General features: G+C 67.9%; 22 protein-coding genes and 2 pseudogenes. 9 read left to right on the top strand and 15 right to left on the bottom strand.

Features of this window, described 5'->3' with window-relative positions; translation table 11 throughout:
• The 4 genes and pseudogenes from FHS42_RS35570 to FHS42_RS35555 all read left to right on the top strand — a co-directional run.
• Nucleotides 1-216, top strand: a pseudogene (locus FHS42_RS35570) (flavodoxin-dependent (E)-4-hydroxy-3-methylbut-2-enyl-diphosphate synthase); the annotation flags it as partial.
• 250 nt (nucleotides 217-466) lie between these two features.
• Nucleotides 467-1,042 carry a cysteine hydrolase family protein gene (locus FHS42_RS35565; protein WP_184580405.1) on the top strand — a complete coding sequence of 192 codons (576 nt, stop codon included), beginning with the start codon at nucleotides 467-469 and terminating at the stop codon, nucleotides 1,040-1,042.
• A gap of 505 nt (nucleotides 1,043-1,547) precedes the next feature.
• On the top strand, nucleotides 1,548-2,681 hold the full coding sequence (locus FHS42_RS35560; RefSeq protein ID WP_184580403.1) for a hypothetical protein: 1,134 nt from the start codon (nucleotides 1,548-1,550) through the stop codon (nucleotides 2,679-2,681).
• 29 nt (nucleotides 2,682-2,710) lie between these two features.
• Nucleotides 2,711-3,295, top strand: coding sequence for a hypothetical protein (locus FHS42_RS35555; RefSeq protein ID WP_184580401.1), 585 nt, complete (start codon nucleotides 2,711-2,713; stop codon nucleotides 3,293-3,295).
• Between the two features lie 202 nt (nucleotides 3,296-3,497).
• Here the strand turns inward: FHS42_RS35555 and FHS42_RS35550 are convergent, their stop codons facing one another.
• Both FHS42_RS35550 and FHS42_RS35545 read right to left on the bottom strand, forming a co-directional pair.
• On the bottom strand, nucleotides 3,498-3,842 hold the full coding sequence (locus FHS42_RS35550; protein WP_184580399.1) for a PLL family lectin: 345 nt from the start codon (nucleotides 3,840-3,842) through the stop codon (nucleotides 3,498-3,500).
• Between the two features lie 390 nt (nucleotides 3,843-4,232).
• Nucleotides 4,233-4,435: pseudogene (locus tag FHS42_RS35545) on the bottom strand (VOC family protein); the annotation flags it as partial.
• Nucleotides 4,436-4,755: 320 nt separating this feature from the next.
• Here FHS42_RS35545 and FHS42_RS37985 point away from each other — a divergent pair.
• On the top strand, nucleotides 4,756-6,333 hold the full coding sequence (locus FHS42_RS37985; RefSeq protein WP_246495867.1) for a M1 family metallopeptidase: 1,578 nt from the start codon (nucleotides 4,756-4,758) through the stop codon (nucleotides 6,331-6,333).
• 211 nt (nucleotides 6,334-6,544) lie between these two features.
• Here FHS42_RS37985 and FHS42_RS35530 read toward each other — a convergent pair whose 3' ends face one another.
• Entirely contained in the window at nucleotides 6,545-7,831 is a 1,287-nt protein-coding gene (locus tag FHS42_RS35530) for a GlxA family transcriptional regulator (protein WP_246495865.1), read from the bottom strand.
• A gap of 256 nt (nucleotides 7,832-8,087) precedes the next feature.
• Between FHS42_RS35530 and FHS42_RS35520 the strand changes: the two genes are divergently transcribed.
• A complete protein-coding gene (locus tag FHS42_RS35520) occupies nucleotides 8,088-9,044 on the top strand; it encodes an NAD(P)-dependent oxidoreductase (protein WP_184580397.1) in 957 nt (318 codons plus the stop codon).
• On the opposite strand, the gene FHS42_RS35515 is transcribed toward FHS42_RS35520, so the two are convergent.
• The 4 genes from FHS42_RS35515 to FHS42_RS35500 all read right to left on the bottom strand — a co-directional run bounded on the left by FHS42_RS35515 (nucleotide 9,041) and on the right by FHS42_RS35500 (nucleotide 13,066).
• A complete protein-coding gene (locus FHS42_RS35515; RefSeq protein WP_376772787.1) occupies nucleotides 9,041-10,366 on the bottom strand; it encodes an MFS transporter in 1,326 nt (441 codons plus the stop codon). The genes FHS42_RS35520 and FHS42_RS35515 overlap by 4 nt on opposite strands.
• A gap of 216 nt (nucleotides 10,367-10,582) precedes the next feature.
• Nucleotides 10,583-11,176: a TetR/AcrR family transcriptional regulator gene (locus FHS42_RS35510; RefSeq protein ID WP_184580393.1), complete on the bottom strand. Its 594-nt coding sequence runs from the start codon at nucleotides 11,174-11,176 to the stop codon at nucleotides 10,583-10,585.
• Between the two features lie 115 nt (nucleotides 11,177-11,291).
• Complete coding sequence (locus FHS42_RS35505) at nucleotides 11,292-12,653, bottom strand: hypothetical protein (protein ID WP_184580390.1); 1,362 nt, start codon at nucleotides 12,651-12,653, stop codon at nucleotides 11,292-11,294.
• A gap of 35 nt (nucleotides 12,654-12,688) precedes the next feature.
• Nucleotides 12,689-13,066 (bottom strand): hypothetical protein, encoded by a 378-nt coding sequence (locus FHS42_RS35500; RefSeq protein WP_312867177.1) that lies wholly within the window; start codon nucleotides 13,064-13,066, stop codon nucleotides 12,689-12,691.
• A 656-nt stretch (nucleotides 13,067-13,722) separates the two neighbouring features.
• Between FHS42_RS35500 and FHS42_RS35495 the strand changes: the two genes are divergently transcribed.
• Nucleotides 13,723-14,064: a hypothetical protein gene (locus FHS42_RS35495; RefSeq protein ID WP_184580388.1), complete on the top strand. Its 342-nt coding sequence runs from the start codon at nucleotides 13,723-13,725 to the stop codon at nucleotides 14,062-14,064.
• Between the two features lie 202 nt (nucleotides 14,065-14,266).
• Here FHS42_RS35495 and FHS42_RS35490 read toward each other — a convergent pair whose 3' ends face one another.
• The 6 genes from FHS42_RS35490 to FHS42_RS35465 all read right to left on the bottom strand — a co-directional run bounded on the left by FHS42_RS35490 (nucleotide 14,267) and on the right by FHS42_RS35465 (nucleotide 19,137).
• Complete coding sequence (locus tag FHS42_RS35490) at nucleotides 14,267-14,578, bottom strand: SCO5918 family protein (RefSeq protein WP_184580386.1); 312 nt, start codon at nucleotides 14,576-14,578, stop codon at nucleotides 14,267-14,269.
• A gap of 54 nt (nucleotides 14,579-14,632) precedes the next feature.
• A complete protein-coding gene (locus tag FHS42_RS35485) occupies nucleotides 14,633-14,791 on the bottom strand; it encodes a hypothetical protein (RefSeq protein ID WP_184580384.1) in 159 nt (52 codons plus the stop codon).
• 46 nt (nucleotides 14,792-14,837) lie between these two features.
• On the bottom strand, nucleotides 14,838-16,382 hold the full coding sequence (locus FHS42_RS35480; RefSeq protein WP_184580382.1) for a DEAD/DEAH box helicase: 1,545 nt from the start codon (nucleotides 16,380-16,382) through the stop codon (nucleotides 14,838-14,840).
• Nucleotides 16,383-16,708: 326 nt separating this feature from the next.
• Nucleotides 16,709-16,912: a cold-shock protein gene (locus FHS42_RS35475; RefSeq protein WP_184580380.1), complete on the bottom strand. Its 204-nt coding sequence runs from the start codon at nucleotides 16,910-16,912 to the stop codon at nucleotides 16,709-16,711.
• Between the two features lie 414 nt (nucleotides 16,913-17,326).
• Complete coding sequence (locus FHS42_RS35470) at nucleotides 17,327-17,665, bottom strand: MerR family transcriptional regulator (protein ID WP_184580379.1); 339 nt, start codon at nucleotides 17,663-17,665, stop codon at nucleotides 17,327-17,329.
• 902 nt (nucleotides 17,666-18,567) lie between these two features.
• A complete protein-coding gene (locus FHS42_RS35465) occupies nucleotides 18,568-19,137 on the bottom strand; it encodes a hypothetical protein (RefSeq protein WP_184580377.1) in 570 nt (189 codons plus the stop codon).
• Nucleotides 19,138-19,725: 588 nt separating this feature from the next.
• On the opposite strand from FHS42_RS35465, the gene FHS42_RS37980 reads away from it, so the two are divergent.
• Nucleotides 19,726-19,878 (top strand): hypothetical protein, encoded by a 153-nt coding sequence (locus tag FHS42_RS37980; RefSeq protein WP_246495863.1) that lies wholly within the window; start codon nucleotides 19,726-19,728, stop codon nucleotides 19,876-19,878.
• A gap of 192 nt (nucleotides 19,879-20,070) precedes the next feature.
• A complete protein-coding gene (locus FHS42_RS35455; protein WP_312867176.1) occupies nucleotides 20,071-20,520 on the top strand; it encodes an NAD(P)-binding domain-containing protein in 450 nt (149 codons plus the stop codon).
• A gap of 129 nt (nucleotides 20,521-20,649) precedes the next feature.
• On the opposite strand, the gene FHS42_RS35450 is transcribed toward FHS42_RS35455, so the two are convergent.
• Together FHS42_RS35450 and FHS42_RS35445 are read right to left on the bottom strand one after the other, a co-directional pair.
• Entirely contained in the window at nucleotides 20,650-21,672 is a 1,023-nt protein-coding gene (locus FHS42_RS35450; RefSeq protein ID WP_184580373.1) for a S66 peptidase family protein, read from the bottom strand.
• 260 nt (nucleotides 21,673-21,932) lie between these two features.
• A complete protein-coding gene (locus tag FHS42_RS35445) occupies nucleotides 21,933-23,312 on the bottom strand; it encodes an IS1380 family transposase (RefSeq protein ID WP_184580371.1) in 1,380 nt (459 codons plus the stop codon).
• Nucleotides 23,313-23,516: the final 204 nt, after the last annotated feature.

Here is a 23,516-nt window from a genome sequence, read left to right as displayed (position 1 = left end):
TGTGTGGTCAATGGTCCGGGTGAGGCGCGTGAGGCGGACTTGGGTGTGGCCTCGGGCAACGGCAAGGGCCAGATCTTTGTGAAGGGCGAGGTCATTAAGACCGTGCCGGAATCGAAGATCGTGGAGACCCTCATCGACGAGGCCATGAAGATCGCCGAAGAGATGGAAAAGGCGGGCGTCGAATCCGGCGAACCGCAGGTGAACGTGGCGGGCTAGCGCTTGCGCTGCGTGCCGCCTGCCCCACCGGTTGCGGTGGGGCAGGGAATGCCGCGGGGTTCGTGAGTCGGCGCATTCGCGGCGGCGCATTCGCCGTACTTCGTTCTCCGTTGGACACAGGGCGGCCATGCTTCGGCGTGGCCGCCTTGTGTGTGGGCCATCGGTCGGGCCGCCTCGCCTGGCGCACGCCGCTGCCCAACCAACTCCCGCGGCTTGCACCACTGTTCGAGGGAATCGCTACCGTAAGCCCATGCCACATGCCTGCGCACTCCTCGTCATTGACATGCAGAACTCCCTAGTGGCCATAGCGCACCGGGCCGACGAAACAGTCGCCACGATCGCCGGCCTCCGCCAACGAGCCAAGGCCGCGGGCGTACCGATCGTGACGATCCAGCAACGGGGCGACGAGTTGGAGCCGGGCACCGGGGGCTGGCAGATCGTGCCCGAACTCGCGCCTGGTGCCGATGAGACGGTCGTCCACAAGACCAGCGCGGACAGCTTCCTCGACACCAACCTCGACACGACGTTGCAGACACTGGGCGTCACCGAGGTGGTCATCACCGGGTTCGCCACGGAGATCTGCGTGGACACCACGGCACGTCAGGCGCTGAGCCACCGCTACGACCTGGTGTTGGTCGCCGATGGGCACACCACATCCGGGCGGCCCGACAGCGGCGCGTACGCCTCGCCCCAGCAGTCGATCGCGCACCACAACGAGATTTTCCGGCACCTCGACTTCCCCGCCCGGAGCATCCGGGTGCTGCCAGCCTCCCAGGTGAACTTCGCTCCGACACAGCCCGTCAGCGGGCCGACTGGCACCGCCTGAACCGGACGCAAGGGTAGCCGCTGACGGTCACCGCGGCCGGGTCCGCCGGGGATACTCAACCGACCCGGCCGCCGAAGTCGCCCATCGCCTCCGCGAATTACGGTGGACGCCCCTGCGCTGCGCCGGCACGGTGAGCACGACGTGACCCTGGCATATCACGCCAGTTTTGGCGTGCTTTGGCGTGCGCAGACGCGGCCGAAAGTTGTTGCCCAGGGCGGCGGTGACCGCACGCCGTGATGTCTCTAAGTGCTGCTCAGCGCCGCGCACCTGGCGTACTTCTCGTATGTCGAAGTGCCCACTGTGGGCCGTGGGATGGTTGAGAAATCGCTTTCGGCCAAGCGTTCGAGACGCGCCACCTTCGCCCACCCTGGTCGCCCCGGCTTGGCGCCGGTAATCTCCGCGTCAGCGAATTTCTCGCATATCCAAGGACGGCGAACAGAGCGCTTTTGCGTGCCCGACTCGGGAGGGCCTCCCGGGGCGCCTGCCCAGTCAAGGGGGAAGCTGGATGCCGGAAGAATTGAGAGAGCGGGTTCCGACCAGCAAAGAGGTCATGCCCATCCTGTCGGCGACACCGAAAAAGCCGGACACCGGCGAGATGCAGAATGACCTGGTGCGGCTCGGGCTGAGCTGCGAGCAAGCCTCACTGCAAAACCTTCGGCAGTACGTCCAGGACGTCACAGAGCAACTGCCGAGGAACCCGCACGGGCTCCAGAGTTTCCTGATCGGCAAACGGGATACCAACCTGAAGACTACGCTCTCCCGGTCGGCCTTGGAATTCGTGGTTCACGCTCCTCGACTGAGCCAGCACACCCTGCGGGAGCGAGCGGACGCACTCAGCAGCCATCCCGGGTGTGGCGACTTCCTGCGGCACGTGCTGTCGGACAACCTGGGAGGCGCCAGCTTCGTCAGCGCGATGACCGGCGTGGAACGGGACGACCCGAACTTCTTCGAGCAACTGTCGGCCGAGCATCCGAACACCGTGCAGCTGCTGGCCATCCTCGCCCAGCACGACATCGTGCCATCAAGCAGTGGGACCTGGGTTCCGGACGAAAGCCAGCAGTACATCGGCACGCTCATGGACAACCTGTCAGAGCTCCTCAATCACGACAGGTTCGACTGCCTGCGCACCAAGCAAGAGAAAAGCAATAAGAAGGATACGCACCGAGGCCAGCAGTCCGATTCCCTTTGGGGAGTATGCAAGTACCAGCAGCTTGACAGGTTCAACTGGAACTCGCCCACCGTGCAGATCATCAAGAACAGTTACGTCGGCCTGGCCGCCAACGCGACCTCCTTTCTTGATGTCGGTATCGAGACCCAGAATCTGGTGGCCATCCTCTCGAATAAGATCGCCGGATTGCAGGATTCCCAGCTCACGGACTACGACCCCGGTCCGCAAGAACTCCTCGTCTTCCTGGTGAAGAATCCCGTGATAGAGGACGGATACCCCACGGTGGACGGGGCCGGCGCCCTCTCCATCACCTGGAACCTCTACGTCCACGAGTACAAGTCAAAGAAGAAGAAGTACAAGGAAGGATGGATGGACGTCTGGCTCAGGTCAGCGCTCTACGAGTCCTACTCCGAGTTCAACGGGGTGATGTTGCAGGACCAGATGAACGACGACACCGGCCTCTGCCCGTAGGTCCCCGCCCGTACGAGAGGAACGAAACCATGGCTAGTACGGAATCCGGTACGGAAGCCAGTACGAAAACAAGCGTGCTCGGTGAACGAGTTCCCACCGCGGGGGTGACGATCTTCGCAGAGCGTCCTGGTGCGTCGAAGGACGTGTTCGACCAGTCGGTCATCTTCCAGCAGGACTCCCAGACCGGCAGGGCCCTGACCCTCTACGCCCCCGACCTCCAAAACATCGGTTGCATCGACAACACGGGTTCCGGCGCGACCACCACCTACGCGAAGAGCGTCAGTACCGGGTTCACCACATCCCTGACGACGCAATTCACCATCGAGACCCGGGCCGAGGTCTCCATCGAGGTGGTGAAGGCGTCCCTGTCGGTGGGGTTTTCGGTCTCGTTCACCGAGCAGTATTCCAAGGTCACCACGCAGACCATGACCTTCTCCGTCCCCCCGGGCCACAAGGCGTTCACGTACCAGGGCTACATCCGCACGGTGGTCATCCAGCACGACACCGGCAACCGCACCTACGAGTACCAGCCGGGCACCGAGGGGACCTTCCTGACCGAGGTGCTGGTCACCTCCCCGGTACCGGTCATCGGCGCCGCGACCATCAGTCGGTAACTCCCCCAGAGAAAGTCGGCTTCCCTGGTCGCCAGGCGCGTTTGCCGGCGTAGTCCTCTCAAGACCGCGTACGGAAGGCCGCGGGGCACAGCGGGTGGCGTACCGGGCTCGTACGACGCGGGGTGTCCGGGGGCTGCGGTGGCTTCCACGGGGCCGTGCGTACGGCCGATGCCCTAGCCGACGAGACGCGCGGCGGAGCCCTTCACCCGCAGCCCGAGCCGCGCTCCCACTCCGACCAGTTCCCCTCGGGATAGCTGTAGCGGATGCGCTCCCACTGCTGCCCATCGGTGCCGGTAACGGCGATGTAGAAGGTGTCGTGCGGGAGCGGGCAGATCTGGACCCCGCTCCGGGCCACACCTCCCATGGACGACCACGCGTTCCAGCGCCCGGACTTGTCGGTGTAGCGGGTCCACACCGCGTAGTCGGTTCCGATCGCGAATTCCTGCTTGACGCCATGGTCAAAGGTGTATTTGGCGACGCCGTACTCGCAGATGATGCGCCCGCCACCCACGTTGCACACGTCCGCCTGCGCCGGTGCGGCAGCCACGGCGATACCCGCTACGGCAACCGCCGCGACGACGATGGCCTTCGTTCTCTTCAGCTTGATGACTAACTCCCTAGGTGATGCACCGGTACCCCGGCGGGGCACGCGGACACGGCTCTGAGCCGCCCGCCCCACTCCCCCGGGCCGGCTGCCTGCGACCCCCGACGCTTCCACCGCGTACTCACGTATCGCTAACGCGGCGCTGCCACGGGGGCCACGGCGCAGCCGCAGCCCGCTCCCATGCGGGGATCTCGTCCCAGGGTGTTACGTGGCTGGGCTCGGGCACACCCGGGAAGTGTTCGACCGCTCCAGCGATCCAGGCTGCACGCAGGACACGGCCGTTTTCGTTGGCGGTCTTCGGGGATCGGCGATCGTCCGGTGGCGCTGGGCCGGTCAGGCGCGGCCGTGGAGAGTGGTCTGGTAGCCGTCGGGGTCGGCGAAGGTGAAGGCGAAGGTCCGGCCGAAGGGGCCGTCGATCGGTGCGGGACCGATGGTGTGGTCGCGGCGACGAGGGCATCGTGACTGGTCTGGACGTCTGTGGCGTGGAGCCAGATCGCGGCACCGATGCCGGGCCGAGCAACGGATGCGAGACCGGTGGGCCGGACCTGCACACGCCGTCGCCACCTCCGCACGCCGTCGCCTGCGAGACGAAGCCGATCGCGTTCGCACTGCGCGACGTCGTTCCGGGCGGGCGCGCGTATGGCGGATGTCCTTCCGCACCATGCCACGCGGAGCGTGCCTGTCGATGTCGCGCTGAGCGGCTAAAACTCCGTGACACACGCCGCCATAGTGCGGCAATCGCCGCTTCACAGGGGCCGCTGGGTCATCGTGGTCAGTGCGGTAATTCGCTGGTTCGACAATCCCGCACCGCCCCCGTTGAATGACGCGGACCCGTGCCGATCCGAGGAGCCCCCCGTTGCCACGTCGCCATCCGCTGCGCGCGCTGTTGTGCGCTGTGCTGCTGCTCGTCTGCGCGGCGTGCGACGGCGCGTCAGGTACCGATGCGGGCCCACCGTCCGGCCGTGCGGCGCAGCCAGGCGCCGCCGGGGTCGGTGACCGGCTCTTTCCGGGGCTGGGCAACGGCGGTTACGACGTCACGCACTACCGCCTCGCCCTCGACTACGGCCCGGATGCCAACCACCTCCGCGGCACCGCCACCATCTCCGCCCGCACCACGGCCGGCCTCAGCTCCCTCAACCTGGACTTCGCGGGGTTGCGGGTCCACCGAGCCACCGTCAACGGCGCCCCGGCCGCCACCGCGCGCAAGGGCACCGAGCTGACCCTCACACCACATGCGGCGCTCGCCGGGAATCGTACGTTCACGGCGACCATCCAGTATTCCGGGACGCCGAAGACCATCATCGGCGCCGACGAGGGCGAGGAGGGTTGGATCGAGACGGACGATGGGGCGGTCGGCCTTGGCGAACCCTCCGGCTCCACAGCTTGGTTCCCCGGCAACCACCACCCGTCCGACAAGGCCGCCTACGACATCGCCGTCACCGTCCCCGCCGACTACACCGCCGTGGCCAACGGCGAACTGCGCGGACGCCACACCAAGGGCGGGAAGACCCGCTTCGACTGGCACAGCTCGGAGCCGATGGCCAGCTATCTGGCCACGGTCATCGTCGGCTCCTTCGACGTCCAGACCCACGGCGACCTGCACGTTAACGACGACGGCGACAACAACGGCAACGGGGACGGAGACGGAGACGGAGACGACAACAACGGCACCGATAGCGCCCCCCGCTCCCATCGCGATCGGCACAGCGGCGCCGACCCGCGAAGCGACAGCAAGAGCCACCTCAGCGGCGGTGATGTGCCGCAGTACATCGCCATCGACCCGGATGAGGCCGCGAGGAGCCGAAGGGTCGCCGATGACCTCACCGAGATCATGGACTGGGAGAGTGGGCTGTTCGGCCCGTACCCCTTCTCCTCCACCGGCGCCGTCGTCGATCACGCGCCCGACCTGGGCTATGCCCTGGAGACCCAGTCCAAGCCGTACTACAGCTCGCCGCCCGACTCCTACCTCCAGGTGCATGAGCTGGCCCACCAGTGGTTCGGCAACTCGGTCACGCCGCGCACCTGGGGCGATATCTGGCTCAACGAAGGCTTCGCCACCTACGCGGAGTGGCTGTGGGAGGAGGAACGGGACGACGAGGGACGAGCCGCTGACCAGATTTTCAGCGACTACTACGACGGTTCGGACGACCAGAGCGACGGCATCTGGGCCTTCCCGCCCGGCACCCCGCCCGGACCCGCACAGCTCCTGGGCCCGCCGGTGTACGGGCGCGGTGCGATGACCCTGCACCAGGTGCGCAAGGCGGTCGGCGACCGTACGTTCTTCTCCATCGTGCGCACATGGACCGCTGAACACCGGCACGGCACGGTCAGTACCAAGGACTTCATCGCCCTGTGCGAGGAGAAGTCGGGCAAGGATCTCGGGGAACTCTTCGAGGCGTGGCTGTACGAGAAGGGCAAGCCGGACCTGCCCTGACGCCGCTGGCCCTGCGGGCGCCACCACCGCCACCACCCCGCCACCGCCGCCCCCGCTGCCGCCGCCAGCCGCCGTCCCGCGGCGCGGCGGGCTGACACCGCTGGACCCGCGGGCATGTCCGTACGCCGTCGATCATGTCCGTACGCCGTCGATCCCGTGAGCCCCGCCAGTCCTGTGGACCGTGTGAGTCCTGTGAGTCCTGTCAGCCTTGTCAGTCCCGCGTCCCAGCCAGCGGGGTGGGGGTGTCCCGCCTCCCGACGAGCGGCTGCGGGATCTCGCGCGCCTGGTCAGACGATTGCTGACCGTCCCGCTCCCGCGCCCCCTCAAACGCCTTCCGATAGTCGCGCGGCGAAACGCCGACGTGCAGCATGAAGTGCCGCCGCATGTTCGCCGCACTGCCAAGACCGCTGCGCTCGCTCACCCGCTCGATCGGCAGGTTCGTCGATTCGAGGAGCGTTTGTGCCCGCGCGAGCCGCTGGTTGAGCAGCCACTTGAGCGGCGTCGTGCCGGTCCCGGCCTGGAGGTGCCGGAAGAAGGTACGCGGGCTCATCCCCGCGCGGCGGGCCAAATCGTTCACGGTCAACGGCTCATGGAGCCGCCCGGAGGCCCATTCCAGCACCGGGCCGAGCCCCTCGTCGTCCGTCACCGGCACCGATAGGTCGATGAACTGCGCCTGCCCACCCGCCCGGTGCGCGGGCACCACCATGCGCCGCGCTAGCTGGTTGGCCACCCGCGCCCCGAGGTCGCAGCGCACCAAATGGAGACACAGGTCAAGGCCCGCGGTCATTCCGGCGCTGGTCAGCACGTCACCGTCGTCCACGTACAGCACCGAGTCATCCACCGTGACCTTCGGGTACCGCTTGGCCAGGTCACCGGTGTGCATCCAGTGCGCGGTCGCCCTGCGCCCATCCAGCAGGCCGGCCTCGGCGAGCGCGAAGGCGCCGGTGCACAGCGACACCATCCGCGCTCCCGACTCGGCCGCCAGGCGCAGCGCGTCCACCAACTCGGGCGGCACCGGGGCTCCCTCGTCCACGACCGACTGCGGCACGGACGGGACGATGACGGTATCGGCCGTCGCCAACTCGGCGAGCCCGTAGCGGGTACGTAGCGAGAATCCGTCCAGCAGTGGCGTATACGGAAAGGCCGCCCCGTACGCACCACTTTCCTCGCGCTTCGCGTGCTTTTCGTGACGCCCGCGATCCTCGTGACGGCCGTGACCCTCGTGACGCCCGCGATCCTCGTGACGCCCGTGACCCTCGTGTTTCTCGTGTTCCTCGTGATCTGCGGGGCGCTCGTGACGGTCATGGCTTTCGTGGCCCGTGCGAATGTCGCCGGGCAGCATGGGACGCGGCGCGCACAGTCGCAGCGTGTACCAGGTGTCGGCGAGGTCGGGTTGCGCCTTGCCGAATACGGAGCAGGCGATGGCCAGTTCGTACAGGTCCCACAGCGGCATGCCGGAGTCGTCAACGACGGCGATCGCGACGGTGCCGGGTTTCATATGCCGCTCCCACACCCGGCGCGATGGCAGGTGAACAACCGATGGCTCATGGCCTCACGGTACGACAGTGCGACCCCCCGACCATGGCAGGAATTTTGCGTGGGGCGTCAGTACAGCCACTGTCCGGGCCGAGCCACCGGTGCGAGCGTAGGCATCCGGCGGACACACCGGGGGCCTCCCCCGGACCCGAGGGCCACGCGTCCACAGCTCCGACGATCCACTTATGCACCGATCCACCACAGGAGCACCACGCATCATGAGCACCACACAGCCCGCAGCCACCACCCACACCAGCGCTGACGCCCAAACCGGCGCCGAGCAGCCCCCCGTGACCGTCCTCGGCCTCGGCCGTATGGGCCAGGCATTGGCCGCGGCCCTCCTCGGTGCGGGCCACCCCCTCACTGTCTGGAACCGCTCCCCCGAAAAGGCGGCTGCCCTGGTCACCCAGGGTGCGACGCTGGCCACATCGGCACGTACGGCGGTCGGCGCGAGCAAGCTGGTGATCGTCTGCGTCACGGAGTACGACGCCGTGCGCGGCCTGCTCGACCCGCTGACCGACGCCCTCCGCGGTCGGGTCCTGATCAACCTGACCTCCGGTTCATCGGCGCAGGCCAGGGAGACCGCTAGCTGGGCGGCCGAGCACGGCTTCGACTACCTCGATGGCGCGATCATGGCCATCCCTCCGGTGGTCGGCACCCCCGACGCCTTTCTCCTCTACGGCGGTGAGCGCCCCGTGTACGAGGCGGTCGAGCCCACCGTGCGGGCCTTCGCCCCCGCTGGCACCACCTACCTCGGTGCTGACCACGGCCTGTCCTCGCTGTACGACGTCGCCTTGCTCGGCGTGATGTGGGGCGCCCTGAACAGCTTCTTGCACGGTGCGGCCCTGCTGGGCGCGGCGAAGGTGGAGGCGGCGGAGTTCGCACCATTCGCCAATCAGTGGCTCGGCTCGGTGACGGGCTTCATCACCGCGTACGCCGCACAGATCGACGCGGGCGAGTTCGGGGCACACGACGCGATGATCGACACCCATCTGACGACGATGGAGCACCTCATCCACGAGAGCGAGGCGAGCGGAGTCAGCGCCGAACTGCCGCGCTTCGTCAAGGCCCTGACCGACCGTGCGGTCGCAGCGGGGCAGGGCGCTTCGAGTTACGCGGCGATGATCGACCAGTTCCGCGGGACCGGCACCACGGCCGGCGCGACTGGCCGCTAGCAGCGATCGCCCAGGGGCGTGACTCCGGCGGCGTACATCTCCCGCGCGGGGGTGCCAGTCGGGACGGCGGCACTGGCCGAGGCTGCGGCACTGGCTGGGGCAACCGTCTCGGCTGGGGTCACCGTCCCGCCCGGCGCCGCGATCGCGCCCGACACTGCCACCTCGCCCGGCGCTGCCGCGGCGTGCGACCTGCCGCGTAGCAGTTCGGGAAGCAGGGTGGCGATGCCGGCCACGGCCATCACGACACCGAGCCACACTGGGGCGCGCAGCCCGAAGTGGTTGATGCCAACGCCGCCGACAGCGGACCCGATGATGATGCCGAGCGTGATAAACGAGGAGTGCACGCTGTTGACCAGCGCGCCAGCGTTGCCGACCCGGTGCACACGGGTGATCATCGCCGGGTTCATGGTGACGCCGACCAGGCCGATGCCCATCATGAACACCACAGCCGGGACGCTGACATGGGCCAGCAGAGCGAAGCCCGTCAGGAAGAACGTATTGAGCACGAGGCCGCACAGCAGCACGGCGAGGGTATGCCGGTCGGCGAACCGACCGACGATGTTGTTGCCGACCACGGTGGCCGCGCCGTACGCGACCAGGAGCAGCGGTACGGTCCCCTCGCTGAACCCGGTGACCTCGGTGAGGATCGGGTTGAAGTAGCTGAACGCGGCAAAGGTGGCGCCGATGATCAGCGTGGACGTGGACAGCACGAGCCACAGCCGCGGATTACGCAATGCCGCGGCCTCCCGGCGGACGTCACCGCCGCCATCGGCGCGCTCCAGGGCCGGCACTCCGACGATCGTGCTCAGCGCGGCGATCACGGTCATTACGGTGATGGCCCAAAAAGCCGCACGCCAACCGAGGTGCCCACCGATCACCGTGGACAGCGGCAGCCCGAGCAGGGTGCCAAGCATCAGCCCGTTCATGGCCACGGCGATGGCCCTCCCGCGCTGCTCCGGAGGCGACAACTGGGCGCACAGGGCCAGGGATACGCCGAAGAACGCCTGCGAGGCGATGCCGGTGATGACGCGCGCCACCAGCATGACCGAGTAACTGGTAGCCGTGGCGGCTAGCACATTGCCCGCGAGGAAGACGGCGAACAGCACCAACAGCGCAGACTTCTGCGGCATCTTCAACACGGCGATGGTGAGAAAGGGACCGCCACAGGCCATGGCCACGGCGAACGCGGTGATCAGATATCCGATGTCCGGCACGCTGACGTCCAGGCCATCGGCCATCTGGGGCATCAGCCCAGCAACGACGAACTCGCTGGTGACCATGGCGAAAATACCCATGGCCAGCACGTATATGGCACGTGGCACGGCAGTTACTCCTGTGTCGTGAAGGAAAGGAAAGGAAAAGTTTTGAACAGATCGGTACATAACTTGCGCATGCGTAGGCGCACATCGCCGAGGCCGCCACCCGGGCCAGCTCCACCCGGCCACCCACCCAAACCCAGGGCCAAACCCAAACTCAAGGTCTAACCCGGCCCGAGGCCCGGGCCCAAGCCCGAAGGCTGGCCCGCGCAACAGATCACATCAGACCAACGCATCCATGGCCGTCGCAGCGATACCTTCCAAATCGGCCCTGTCGGCGCCGCCTTGGGCGGAGACCCGCATCCCGCCGATCACCGCGTTGAGGAACTTGGCCAACGAGTCCGCATCCCGGGCGGAGGAGATTTCCCCGCCCCGCTGTCCGACCTCGATCGCGACCCGTAGCGCCGCAAGGCGGCGTTCCAGGTCCCGCCCCAACATCGCCGCCGCCTTCGGATCGCGGCTGGCGAGCTCGACGGTGGTGTTGACGGTCAAACACCCGATGCTCCGCCCCTCGACGCGACGCTCGAACTCGGTGTCGATCACCACGTCGAACAGCGTCCACAACCGCCCCACGACCGACCGCCCCTCATCCTCAAGTACGGCTAGCTGAGCGGCAGTCATGCCATTCATGTACCGGTCCAGCGCCCGGATGAACAGGTCATGCTTACTGCTGAACGTGTTATAGATGCTGCTGCGGCCCAGTCCCGTGGCAACACAGAGATCTTGCGTGGAAGTGGCCTCATACCCCTTCTCCCAAAATTCCCGCATCGCCGCGTCCAGGGCCCGCTCTTCGTCAAACGTCCGTGGTCGAGCCATGTGCGCACGCTAACACGTTCTGGACTGGTCAGTGCAATACTCGCACCCACACCCCTACCGACTACGGGAGGGCAGCCGACCGCCGCGACCGCGGGTACCTACCGGTACCGAGTGCCTAACGCCCCCGCCAGACGATGGTGTTCGACCTGACGCCCGCCGCGACCACCCAGTAATCGCCGGGACTTCCCATCGGGAAGGCGCCGAACTCGCGGGTGCCGTCGGCGCGGATGGTGTGGATGCGCTGGTCATAGGGGCCGTTGGTGGTGTTCGAGTACGCGAGGATCGTGACGTCCACGTTCGGCGGAAAGCCGCTCATACGGACGTTCATCTCGTTGCCGTGCCCCCGGACGATGTAAATGCTGCCCGCTACCGGGGCGGTCCTGGCAGGCGCGGGAAGGGGCCTTTGCGGTGCCGATGCCGGTGCCCGAGATGTGGGGCGGGGATTCCTCGTCGGCTCCGACGAGGCCGGCGGCAGCTGTGACGACGACGCCGACCGTGACGTCGATGGCCTCGGCGCGGAGGAGGTTGGCCCTTGCGTGCTGCTCGGGGCGCTGGGGGTGGCCGACAGCGAGAGTGAGGGCGTCGTTGTGGTGGTCGCGGTAGCCGTGGTGGCCGCTGTGGCGGAGGGGGCAGGGGAAGGGCGCGGCCCACCGGTCGGCCCGGGCCGCGGCGTGGCGCCCGGCGGGTGATCCTGCGGATGGTCCGGCGGGTGATCCGGCGAGAAGAACAGGACCGCGGCAGCGACGGCGATCAGCACCAGCACCGCCGCCACGAAACCCGCCCAGGGCAGAAACCTGGTGCGCTGCGCGGGGGGATACGAGTCGAGGATCTTGCCCAGGCGGCCCAGTTCCCGTGCGTGAGCGGCGAGACAGCCATCCATGCCCAGTAGCGCTTCTTCGCACTCGACCAGGGACGCGCCCTGTGGGAGAAGCGGCACGGCCAGCCGGCTCTCCCGGCGGCCCGGGGGCTCTGGCACCTTCGGCGGCGTCTCTCCCGTACGAGCCTGCCGGCGGGCCCAGTCATCAGCAACCTGTTCAGCGGCCTGCCGCAACCGGTTGGCCCGCTTCTTGTCCGCCTGAGCCCTTTTCAGTTGCGCCTCGGCCAGGCGCAACCGCTCCCGGAACTGGTCCCGGTCGGCCCGAACGGCACGCAGATCCCGCTCACCCGGCCCCAGCCGCTCGTTGAGCCGCCGCATCTGGGCTTCCAGGGCCGTGATGGTCTTCAGCATTCCTTGCACCAGCATCACGCTGAACTGCTCGGCGCTCTCGGCCTCTAGCTTGATCTGCACGATGCCGGTGTTGGCGAAGCCGTGCGGCCCCACCTCCACGGAACCGCTGTGCTTGACCCGTAGGGCTGATGTTTCGGCCGATGGCCGCACCGGTGCCGGGTCCGCGGCCTGGTCGCCGGTGCGCACCACGTCGTGCCCCGGGCGTGGGGGGCGAGGATCTTCGCCGGTTGGGTTCTTCTTCACGGGCATGCGGGCTTTCTTGTGGGCCGCGCGTCTCGCGCTGGTCAGGGGCGGTAGACGCCCGAGCACGCGACGCTGTCGGGGCCCTGCGCCGTCGCGTCCCCGGACTTCTCGACCCGGGCCGATGCGGCGTCGGTACGCCGTCCGCGCAGCACCCCGGTGACCGCCCTGCCTCCGTTCACCGCGCTCGCCCTGCCGGTAACAGTCGCGGTGTCGGCGCCACCGGGCGCATGGGGCTCGGTGGCGGCGAGGGAGGTGAGCAGGCTCCATGCCAGCGCGATCACTCCCGTGGTGCCCTGGACGGACGCGGCTGCCAGTTCGCCGCTGTCGGGGCCGCCGAGCAGCCAGTACAGCGGTGTCGAGACGATCGCCACCGCGGCGCTCGTCATGATGAGGGCCTGTGCGGCCTTCGGTACGGACACGCTCTTCTCCCCCAGCGGTTCAACGACTCGTCGGGCGAGCCGGGCCACCGCGACCACCGCGACCACCGAGACCACCGGCACGGTCGGGCGCGCCGGGCCGCCACGACCACCAGCACCCGGGTCGTGCCGCGCCTACCGGCCCCGCGCCGCCCCGGCCCGATGACCTGGCGGCGAGCAAGGACAAGTCAATCCCCTAACGAAACTCGGCCGAGTTGGTGACGTTCGCCGTCCACTCCGGCTTCCGGGCGCGCCGGCCCACCGGGCCGGTGCCGCGCGCGGTCGGCGGGCAGCGGGCAGCGGGCAGCGGGCAGCGGGCAGCGCGAAACGAGCGGCGCGCGGTCAGCGGGAGCGCACGGCGTACGCCCCGGCGCGTACGCCGATACGTACCGAAAGGGTGATGCTGTGCAGCGGGGCGTCACCCCGTAAGACGTGGCGGCCGAAACCGTAGGAGGATGCCCGCTCCGCTGCCCGCCGAGCCTGCCAGCGCCCTCGAAAGACGGCACCCGGCCGGGCGCACCAGGCCCGGACCCATGACGATTTTCCGCGGCTCCGAGCGGGTGACGACGAGGGCGCGCAGCCCCGGCATGGCGCGCTGCGCCCGCCCTTGCCGCCACACTGCCAAGACCGACCGCATCCGCGCCCCCCGGAGCCCGCCCATGCCGCAACCCGCCACCGGATCGACCGAGGGGGAGACCTTTCCGGCCGTATGCGGTCACACACACCTGTTTCCGGGCGCCCGCTGCCGTCTACAGGGGCTGCCCGACCCCCGGGCCTTCGCCGCCGACCCTTGGCCAATCGGTGTGGACCTGCGCTTTTCCGACGTGGTGGGTGCCGAAGCGGAGCTACGCACCGACGACCTGGCGGGCCCCGTCCTCGCCGTCCCGGCCTACACCACCGGCGCGGGCACGAAGATCGAGGGACGCACCTGGCTCGTCCGGGGGGTCGCCCTGGAGGGAGACGAGGTCGAGCTGACGATCGGCAGCCGCGCCGTAGCCTGATCGCCGTTCCCGGGCCTTGGGGCGTCGCCTGCCGCGTCAGCTCAGCCGGGCGGCGGCCAGCGCACGACGCGTTCCTGCGTCCTGGCCCCTCAGTCCCCTACGGTTCCCGTCGAATTCTCCTTGCTACGCGGTGAGGGTCCGACCGGTGTATCCCGGTCGGACCCTCACTGCTGTCGTGGTGCGGCTCGTGCTTGTCTGTCGGTCAGACGGCCGCAGAGGCGCCGAGCATCGCGGAGGCTTGCTGGACCGGGCTGAGGACGTGTGCGGGCTCAGCGACCTGGGGAAGGCCGCGGCAGGTGAAGCCGAGCCGGGTCATGGCCCGGACGACCTCGCCCACACTGAAATCGCGGCGGTCCTGGCGCGTGAGGACCTGCCCGACCTGCTTGACGGGGTAGGTGCGGCGGCCGACGATCACGGACTCGCCGACTACCGGCTCGGGCTTGACGCCCTTCATCGATTCCAGGACGCCGATCTTGGTGAGGTCGAACGGGAAGCGAGCGATGACGAAGCGCATGATGCCTCACAAGAAGAAGAACGATGGAGGGTGGTTCTACCGCGGTGAGGCGGTTCAGCGGGTAAGGGCGAGGACGCCCGGAGCGCTGCCTTGTCCGTCGAGAGCAGCCGGGGCATCGCGCTGGTGGTAGCGCATCGGATACTCGGTTTCGGCCACCGTCCCCCGCACCGGGGTGGCACTCGCCGAGCAGAGCCGCATCTCCACCAGCGTCACAACGTGCCTCCCGTGGAGACGAGCCGGCTAGCTGATCGCAAAGCGCCTAGGCCGCCGCGTCAAAGGAGGACTGCCGCACGACCACACGCCGGGCAGCCGAAGCGGGGCTGCGTCGGCCGCGCGAGGCCGTGCTGCGCTTGCGCCGCTCGGCCACCGGGGCGGTGATCGTCACGGGGACGCCGGAGGGGGTCCGGGCGCCGGTGATCCGGCTGAGTGTCTCCTCGCCGGAGCGGACCTGAGTGGTCTGCGGCACGATGCCGGCCGCCGCCATGAGGCGGGTCATCTCGCGGCGCTGGTTGGGGGTGACCAGGGTGACGACGCTGCCGGACTCGCCGGCCCGCGCGGTACGCCCGCCGCGGTGGAGGTAGTCCTTGTGATCGGTCGGAGGATCGACGTTGACGACGAGGTCGAGGTTATCGACGTGGATGCCGCGCGCGGCAACGTTCGTCGCCACGAGCACGGTGACGTGCCCGGTCTTGAACTGGGTCAAGGTCCGGGTGCGCTGCGGCTGCGACTTCCCGCCATGCAGGGCGGCGGCCCGTACACCACTGTTCAACAGGTCCTGCGTCAGCCGATCGACAGCATGCTTGGTGTCCAGGAACATGATCACCCGGCCCTCGCGCGCCGCGATCTCCGTCGTCGTCCGGTGCTTGTCGGCACCGTGGACGTGCAGCACATGATGTTCCATCGTGGTGACCGCACCTGCGGACGGATCGACGGAGTGTACGACCGGGTCGGTGAGGTAACGACGGACCAGAAGATCGACGTTACGGTCGAGGGTGGCGGAGAACAGCATCCGCTGGCCCTCGGGGCGTACCTGGTCCAAAAGCGCGGTGACCTGGGGCATGAAGCCCATGTCGGCCATCTGGTCGGCCTCGTCCAGCACAGTGATCGCGACCTGGTTCAGCCGGCAGTCACCGCGACCGATGAGGTCCTTGAGGCGACCCGGCGTCGCGACGACGACCTCGGCACCGCCGCGCAGCGCACTGGCCTGCCTGCCGATCGACATACCGCCGACGACGGTGGCCAGGCGCAGCTTCACGGCACGGGCGTAGGGGGTGAGCGCATCGGTCACCTGCTGCGCCAGCTCACGCGTCGGCACGAGGACCAGGGCCAGCGGCTGGCGGGGCTCGGCGCGCTGTCCGGCGGTGCGGGCCAGCAGGGCCAGGCCGAAGGCGAGAGTCTTGCCGGAGCCGGTCCGTCCGCGGCCGAGGGCGTCGCGGCCCGCGAGGGTGTTCGGCAGGGTCGCGCCCTGGATCGGGAACGGGACGCTCATGCCTTCCGCGGTCAACGCGGCCAGCAGCGGTGCCGGCATATCGAGGTCGGCGAACGCCTCAACGGCGGGCAGCGCGGGGGTGATCGTCTTCGGCAGGGCGAACTCGCCCTGGATCGCTGCGGGCCGACGGCCCTGACCACCCGAGCGGCCCTGACCACCGGAACGACCCTGACCACCCGAGCGGCTCTGACCACCGGAACGGCTCGGGGTGGAAGAACCGAAGCGGTCGTTGCGGCTCGAACCTGCCCCGGAGCCGTAAGCGGCGCCGCCGGTGCGGCTGCGGGAGGAGCGGTTGTTCGTACGTGTGGGGTTCATGCAGAACCTTCCTTGATACGGCACGTATCAAGGAATTCCCGCAGCAGAAGAGCAGCGCGGGGAATCACAAGAACGGGCCGGCTGGAAAACGAAAGCAAATGTGCCTGCAAGGAATCCGGTGCGGACGCAGGCGACAAAAACAGGGGACGTCTTACGGATGTGACATCCAGGACGCCGAAGGGTGCGGCTTCGCGAAGGCCCGCATCCGTGTAGATGGGGTCTACGGGCGGTGGTTGTTCCACAGGTGAAACCACTGCGGAAAATGCCCGTAGCTGGGGCCCGCGCCCCGAGGGATGCGGGCCCCAGCTACACAGTGCGCGTCACCGTCAGGCGGGGAAGATGTTCTCGGCCGTCGGGCCCTTTTGGCCCTGTGCGATGTCGAAGGTGACCTTCTGGCCTTCGGTCAGCTCACGGAAGCCCTGGGCTGCGATGTTCGAGAAATGGGCGAACACGTCAGCGCCGCCACCGTCCTGCTCGATGAAGCCGAAACCCTTGGCCGCGTTGAACCACTTCACGGTGCCAGATGCCATGTCATATCTCCTTAGGGGCAGTACACCGGGACCGCAATGCACGGACGCCGGGTCGCCGCGATCATGCCCCGCCCGGAAAAATGACCGGAAATACAAAGCGTTTGCAGCGGCTTAAGGTGCCGATTGAAAACGCTTGAAGTTTTGGGAACCAAGACTGCAACTGAGATCGAGACTAGCATGCAGTAGCAGCATGTGTGGGTTGAATAAACTCGCTCTGGTGGGTGCAGTAAAAACACTCCCAGCTTGGCGCGTTAAACTCTCACCCCGCGGCCATAGATATTGGTCCGCCCGGAGAGCAACGTTTCAAGAACCGCGGTCGCACTCACGGCTCGCAGGACGCCCCTACGGCCCATGCGCCACACCCCCGGCAGGCGGGTGCGGGTCCCGCCGGCGCTTGGCGGGCGCGCACCCATCTCAGACCGCGGGCGGCGAATGCACCGATTCGGCGGCACGGCGGTATTCGGCGTTGATGCGCCGGGCCTCTTCGAGCTGGTCTTCGAGGATGACGATGCGGCAGGCAGCCTCGATGGGGGTGCCCTGGTCGACGAGCTCACGCGCGCGGGCGGCGATGCGCAACTGGTAGCGGGAGTAGCGTCGGTGGCCGCCCTCGGAGCGGAGCGGAGTGATCAAGCGAGCTTCTCCGATAGCGCGGAGGAAGCCCTGGGTGGTACCGAGCATTTCGGCGGCCCGGCCCATCGTGTAGGCGGGGTAGTCGTCGTCGTCAAGACGGCCGAACGAGTCGTCTGCTGTCATTGCACCTCTCTGTGAAACGCGTGGAGGGGCCTTGGTGCCGTATGACACCAAGGCCCCGAAGGAACTGCTACACCATCTGCCGGCCCTGGTACTGCGCCGGCCTTCTGTTTCCGCGAACCTGACCGAGATACGGCCGGGGATGCGGGGATCGCGGTTGCTTGACCGGAGACCACCTCACTATCGATGTCCTGCGGTACCCGGACTCAAGAATTCCGCCCGGGCGATCCTGATGGCGCGGGGCTCCTCCGTTCTTCCCTCTAGATCAACTACGTGCCCAACGGGTACTGCGTACTGCGGGTACTGCGTACTACTGGTACTGCGTACTGCTTGCACTTCTCACTGCTCGTGGCCTCGAACAGCGCCACTGTGCGGCAGCCAGCCTCGTCACCCGTCCTGCGTCTGCTCTGGCTTCGAAGCTCCACCACCGCACCGTTCCTGTGAAACGGATACTGCTGCCCGGTAGTTCGTCTCTGCCGGACCTTGCTTGACCTCGGCTACAAGAGAAACCATAACCACACCAGCACTCAATGTCTACCCCAGCCAGCATAGATTTACGGGCGCTAGCCAGGGAGATAGTTGACCGCGATCGCAGAAGCGGCGCGTGGCGGCCTCACTCCAGCCCGAGACACCCGCTCCGAGCAGCACCGACGCGGTTCGGGACGCCGAACCTGACTGATCACAGGGCGGACCGACCGCATCGACGGTGGCGCAGAGGCTCCGCAGGCGTCACCATCGGCTCACACCGAGACATTCTCTGCTAATCCGCCCCATCGCCGCCGCGGAGACGGCCGCGGCAGGGGTTCGCGTTCTTCTTCGGAAACTCGACAAGAGCCCTGTCTCGGCGTGCGTCCCGCGCAACAGACGCCCCACCGGCAGACCGCGAGCGCGCTCCTACTCGCCGGCTACGGGCATGGGGTACCGGGCTGAGTGACATGGAGCTCGATGTCTTCTTCGGCTTGCCAGCGGCTGTCCAGGGCAGTTCCGGACCCGGGCCGCTGTGAGCAGACCATCCAGGAGTCGGGTTCGCCTTCGGCCGGGTCCGCGTACGGGTTGACGCCGCGGCGGGCTCCCACCAGGCGGGGTGCCTTCATCAGCGTGTTCTCGACACCGGTCAGAGCAGACCGTGCGCCGGAAACCGTCACCCCAGTAACGTCGGGCATCTTCAACCACGGGACCGGCTTGCCATCCTCACTGGGGCACGGTTCACCTTTCTCCACGGCGGCGAACTCGACCGTCCGCCCCTGTTGCATCTGGGAGCACACGGACCAGTCGGCACGCGGCACTCGATCGCCACTACCGGCGTCGTGAGCCGATGAGGTGAGGCCGGCGAGATCCGTCTGCTCCCGGGCGGCTCCGAGCACCCGCCCCTTCTGCGACGCCAGCTCCGGGGACGGTTGTGAATCGCTGGTGCAGCCCACCATCGCCACTGCGCCAGCCAAGACCAGCACGGACGCACGGAGAGGAAGTCTCAACGCCTGCCCCCTACCGGACGAACGAGGTGGCCTTTCGGGGCGACAGCGGTGGAGCAGGCAACAGCAGTAGGGGGAGGCAACAAGGGAGCGGCGAGCCAATTCAGGCGTACATCCATACGACGTACCCTTACTGATGCACATTCCCGGGGTGGCCACGAGGCCACATGTGTCTGAAAGCAACGGTCGTCAGTCGAAAGGCTGCGAACCGTATGTTGCGCGGTTCGGACCATGCCGGAGCATTCGGGCGTCGAGGGGGGTACGTCTTCGAAGCGTCGCCCGGGTTGGCCAGTTCCTTTCACTGGTTCAGTTGAAGCCGAGCGGAAAACGCTCGACCGGGAAACCCATTCCTCCGCGCGGCTCTGGCGGAGTGAGAGACCGATGAACCCCGGACCGCGCGCCCACACACTCGTACGCCCAAGGGAATGCCATGTCGAGCACTCTTCGGCGAGGGGCAATCGACGTGATACGCAAGGGGCTTGGGCTCGCCGTCATCGCGGCCGTCACCCCGTACGCAGATCGTGCCACCACCCACCTGTTGGCCGACCGCGTCAGGAGCGGTTACCCCCGCATTCCCCGGACCAGGTGGACTTGGCCGTCAACACTTACCTTGTCCTGCTGTTCATCATCGGAGCGCTCGGCGTCCTGGCCTGGTTCGGGGCGATCTGGGGCGTCAAAACGGGCAGGCGGTGGGCCCGCCCTACCTGGACCATGCTGTGCGCCTCGGGGTGGGTGTCGCGCTGATCAGACTGCTCACCAATGACACCTCTGGCGCGACCGGCCTGCCACCGGCCCTGGGCTGGGCCGAGTTGGCGCCCTGCCTTGCCGGCGCCCTGGCAGTCGCCCTGCTGTGGAGAAGCCCGCGATCGACATGACGTGCGGCAGCAACTCCGCGATCGGCCCAGACCGCACGCATACGTACCAGAGGACGACACCGTGAAATGCATCGGCATCATCGGAGTGCGGGAGATCGGCCGGGCCATTGTGGCGGGCCTGTGCGGCACGGGCGGCCCGGCGTCAGAGGCATTCCTATCCCCCCGCGGCGCCCACATCGCCGCCGAACTCGCCGGACGGTACGGCCGTATCCGCGTCTGCGCCGGCAACCAACGGGTCCTGGACTGTGCCGAGGTGGTGAGCGCCGCCGTACGCCGCCAGGACCGGCACGCAGCACTGGACGGCCTGCGGGTGAACGGGGCCACAGTGATGGTCAACGTGATGGCCGAAATCGCGAACGACGACCTGCGCAGCATGCTCGCCACCGACGCCACGCTGGTACGCGCCATCCCGCTGCCTTCGGTGCGCGAACGCCGTTCCGTCACCGTGACGTGTCAGCGCCCATTCCATGACGTTCACGCCGTTACGAATCCATGGGAAGAGTTGCAGTAACGGAGCGTTGTGGGCGAGAAACGTCCCAGCGGTGATTGAGAGCGCAGGCGCCCCAGGGCCGAAGCGCCCCGGAGCTGAGTCTCCGGCGCTCCGCGCCGGGGGAGCCGAGACGTGGGTACTCCGCGTTGCTCAGCCGACCGGTCCCCTCACCATGAGAGGCCGTACCGCCGCTTCGAGCAGCGACAGTGTCCGTTGCTGCGCATCGAGGCCGACGCGGATGCCGACCGGCATCGGCAGATTCGGGCCGGCATGTCCGAACTCGTCGTTGCCCAGGACGGGGATGTCGCGGTCGCCGAGGACGTCGAGGACCAGTTCGGCGAGGGTCGGGGACGTGTCGGGCGAGTCGAGTCCGTCGATCGCGTGCGGGACGCCCACGACCATGCCGGAGATTCGGTCGAGGATGCCGGAGTGCCGCAGTACCTGCAGATAGCTCCACACATGCGCTGCTTGACCGCCCGCCTCCTCCCAGAAGAGCACCGCGCCGTCGAACCGTTCGAGGGGCAGCGCGAAACGTGTCGCCTGGGCGAGCGCGATGCGATTGAGCAGCCCGCCGATCAGCCGGCCTTCGGTGCGACCGGCACGCCAGCACTCCCACGACGGGGTGGCTGGCAGCGCACCGATCGCCTCGCCGCTGGTCAGCAGCGTCGAGTAGAGCTTTTCGAGTTCCGCTCTGCGTGCTGCTGACGCGGCCTGCCAGTGCCCGCCGAGTCCAGGGGTGGCCAAGTCGGCATGGAATCCGACCAGACCCGTGCGCGCATAGAGCACCAGATGCACCAGGGAGATGTCGCTGTAGCCGAGGATCGGCTTGGGGTCGGCCGCGACCGCCTCAACGTCGATCAGGTCAAGGTAACCAAGCGCCGTCTGGCCGCCGTCATGCGCGATGATCGCGCGCACCTCAGGGTCACGCAGTAGTCCGTTGAACTCCTCGGCGATCTCTGCCGGCCGAGTCGCGCTCCACCAGTGGTGCCGCCCCGCTTCGAGGAGCGGTGCCCGACGCACGCGAAATCCCATCCGCTCGATCACGACCACCGCCTGCTCAAGGTCAGGCTCGTAAGCAGCGTGGAGCGGCCCGGACAGCGATGCGATAACGACGAGATCTCCGGGCCTCAGGGCACGAGGGCGAAGCAGTTGAGGCAGTGCGGAACCGGTCACCGACGCAGTGTCCCAACACACGCAACGTCACGCTACACATTTACCGATCGACGAACTCAGGGACTGGGATAGTTCCTACTGCTCCTAACCTCGATTGTTCATGAGTCCTCGTCGGTTTGCTGACGGGGGCTCTGCGCTTGTGTGGTGTGGTCTTTTCGAGGCTGGGGCAGGCTGAGGGCCCGGCTCTCGCGTCGGGTGGGCGCCGGGTTCCACTTCGCCGGTGTGTTGGTGCGGGTTGTCGGGACGGTCGATGTGGCTGGTCAGCCGGGGTTCGGCAGGGCGTTGAGCCTGACGGCCGCGTGGCTGATGACGGTGGTCCAGGGCCATCGGGCGGGCAGGCGGAGCCAGCGGCGACCGCCGGTGTTCACGAGCTGCGCGGCGGCGGAGAACAGCCGAAGCCGGAGCTTCTTGGGTTCCCAGCGGCGGGCCTCGCCGGTCAGCGCGAGCATCGGCATCCAGGCGAGGAGGTCGAGTGCGAGGGAGACGATCTCCAGCCAGATCCGGTTTTGCGCGGTGTCGTGCAGGGGCAGGTTGCGCAGGCCAGTGGCGCGGGCGGCGCGGATACGGTCCTCGCAGCGGGCCCGCCTGCGGTGCCGCAGTTCGAGGTCGGCGAGCTGGCCGCCTTTCGTGTTGGTCGCAAAGCAGGTGAGCCGGTTGCCGTCGATGTCGGTGAAGCGCAACTGGGCACCGGGGTGCGGGCGTTCCCTGCGGACGATCAGCCGCATGCCCGTGGGCCAGGTGCTCAGGTCGGGCATCTCGGTGATCTCTGCGACCCAGGCGCCGGGCCGTTCGGTGCCGCCCGCGTCATAGGCCGGCGTCCACGCCTTCTTCGGGATCTTCAGCACGGCCTGGTGGATGGCGTCGGTGATGGTCATTCCGACGGAATACGACAGCCATCGCCCGCGCCGGGTGAGCCAGTCGAGGAAGGCGTGGGTGCCGCCGCCGGAGTCGGTGCGGATCAGCGTCTGCCGTCCCCGCCGCAGATGTCTGGGCAGCTGAGCCAGGGCGAGTTGGGCAGTTTCGATGTGGTCGGCGGCGGTGTTGGAGCCGGCGTTGCCGGGCCGCAGCAGGGCCGCCACCGGCTCCCCGGACCCGGCCTGGCCGTGGTCGACGAACGCGACGAGCGGATGATGACCGAAGGTCTTCTTCCAGGTCGGAGTGGCGTCCTGCTTCTCGGAGTGCGCGAGCACCAGCACGCCGTCGATGTCCACGATCACCTGGCCGTCGGCGGCCGGACTGCTTGCCCCGGCCAACTCCCAGACCCGCTGACGCACTTCAAAACGTGCGCCGTGGATCGCCGCAAGAGCTTTCGGGCCGGACGCGGCGAGTGCGTCGACGAGGCGGGAGACGGTCGGATCGGAGGCCACGGGGCCGAACACGGCCGGCTCGGCCCGCAGCATGCCGACGTCGGCCAGGCAGTCGCCGCCGAGTGCGACGGCCAGCGCTACATCCAGCAGGATCTTGCCCGGATCGTGCACGGCCCGCCGCTTGCGCCACGGCGTGAGTGCCGTCGATATCGCGGTATCCAGACCGGACTTGCGGACCGTCTCGACCAGCAGCACCGAGCCAGCCTGGGCAACCACCCGGTGACCGTCACTCCCGACTCGGACACGGGGGTAGGACCCGCTACTCTTCTTCACCTGGGAAGTGCCTCTTTCGCTACCACGTACAGGACCCTCAGCAAGTCCTATCGTTGCAGCTCAGGGGCACTTTCTGCTTTCTCGATCACCTACCGGACGGCACCCCTCGCGTAGGGTCGAGGGCTGGCGCGGTTGCGGAGTACGTCCGCCCCGTTTCCAGCCCCCGCCGCATCGAACCGTGCATGCGGTTCTCCCGCACACGGC

The sequence above is a fragment of the Streptomyces zagrosensis genome (assembly GCF_014203645.1).
GTDB lineage: Bacteria > Actinomycetota > Actinomycetes > Streptomycetales > Streptomycetaceae > Streptomyces > Streptomyces zagrosensis.
Note: the sequence above shows the minus strand (reverse complement) of the source record. Positions and strands in the feature narration are given on the sequence as shown.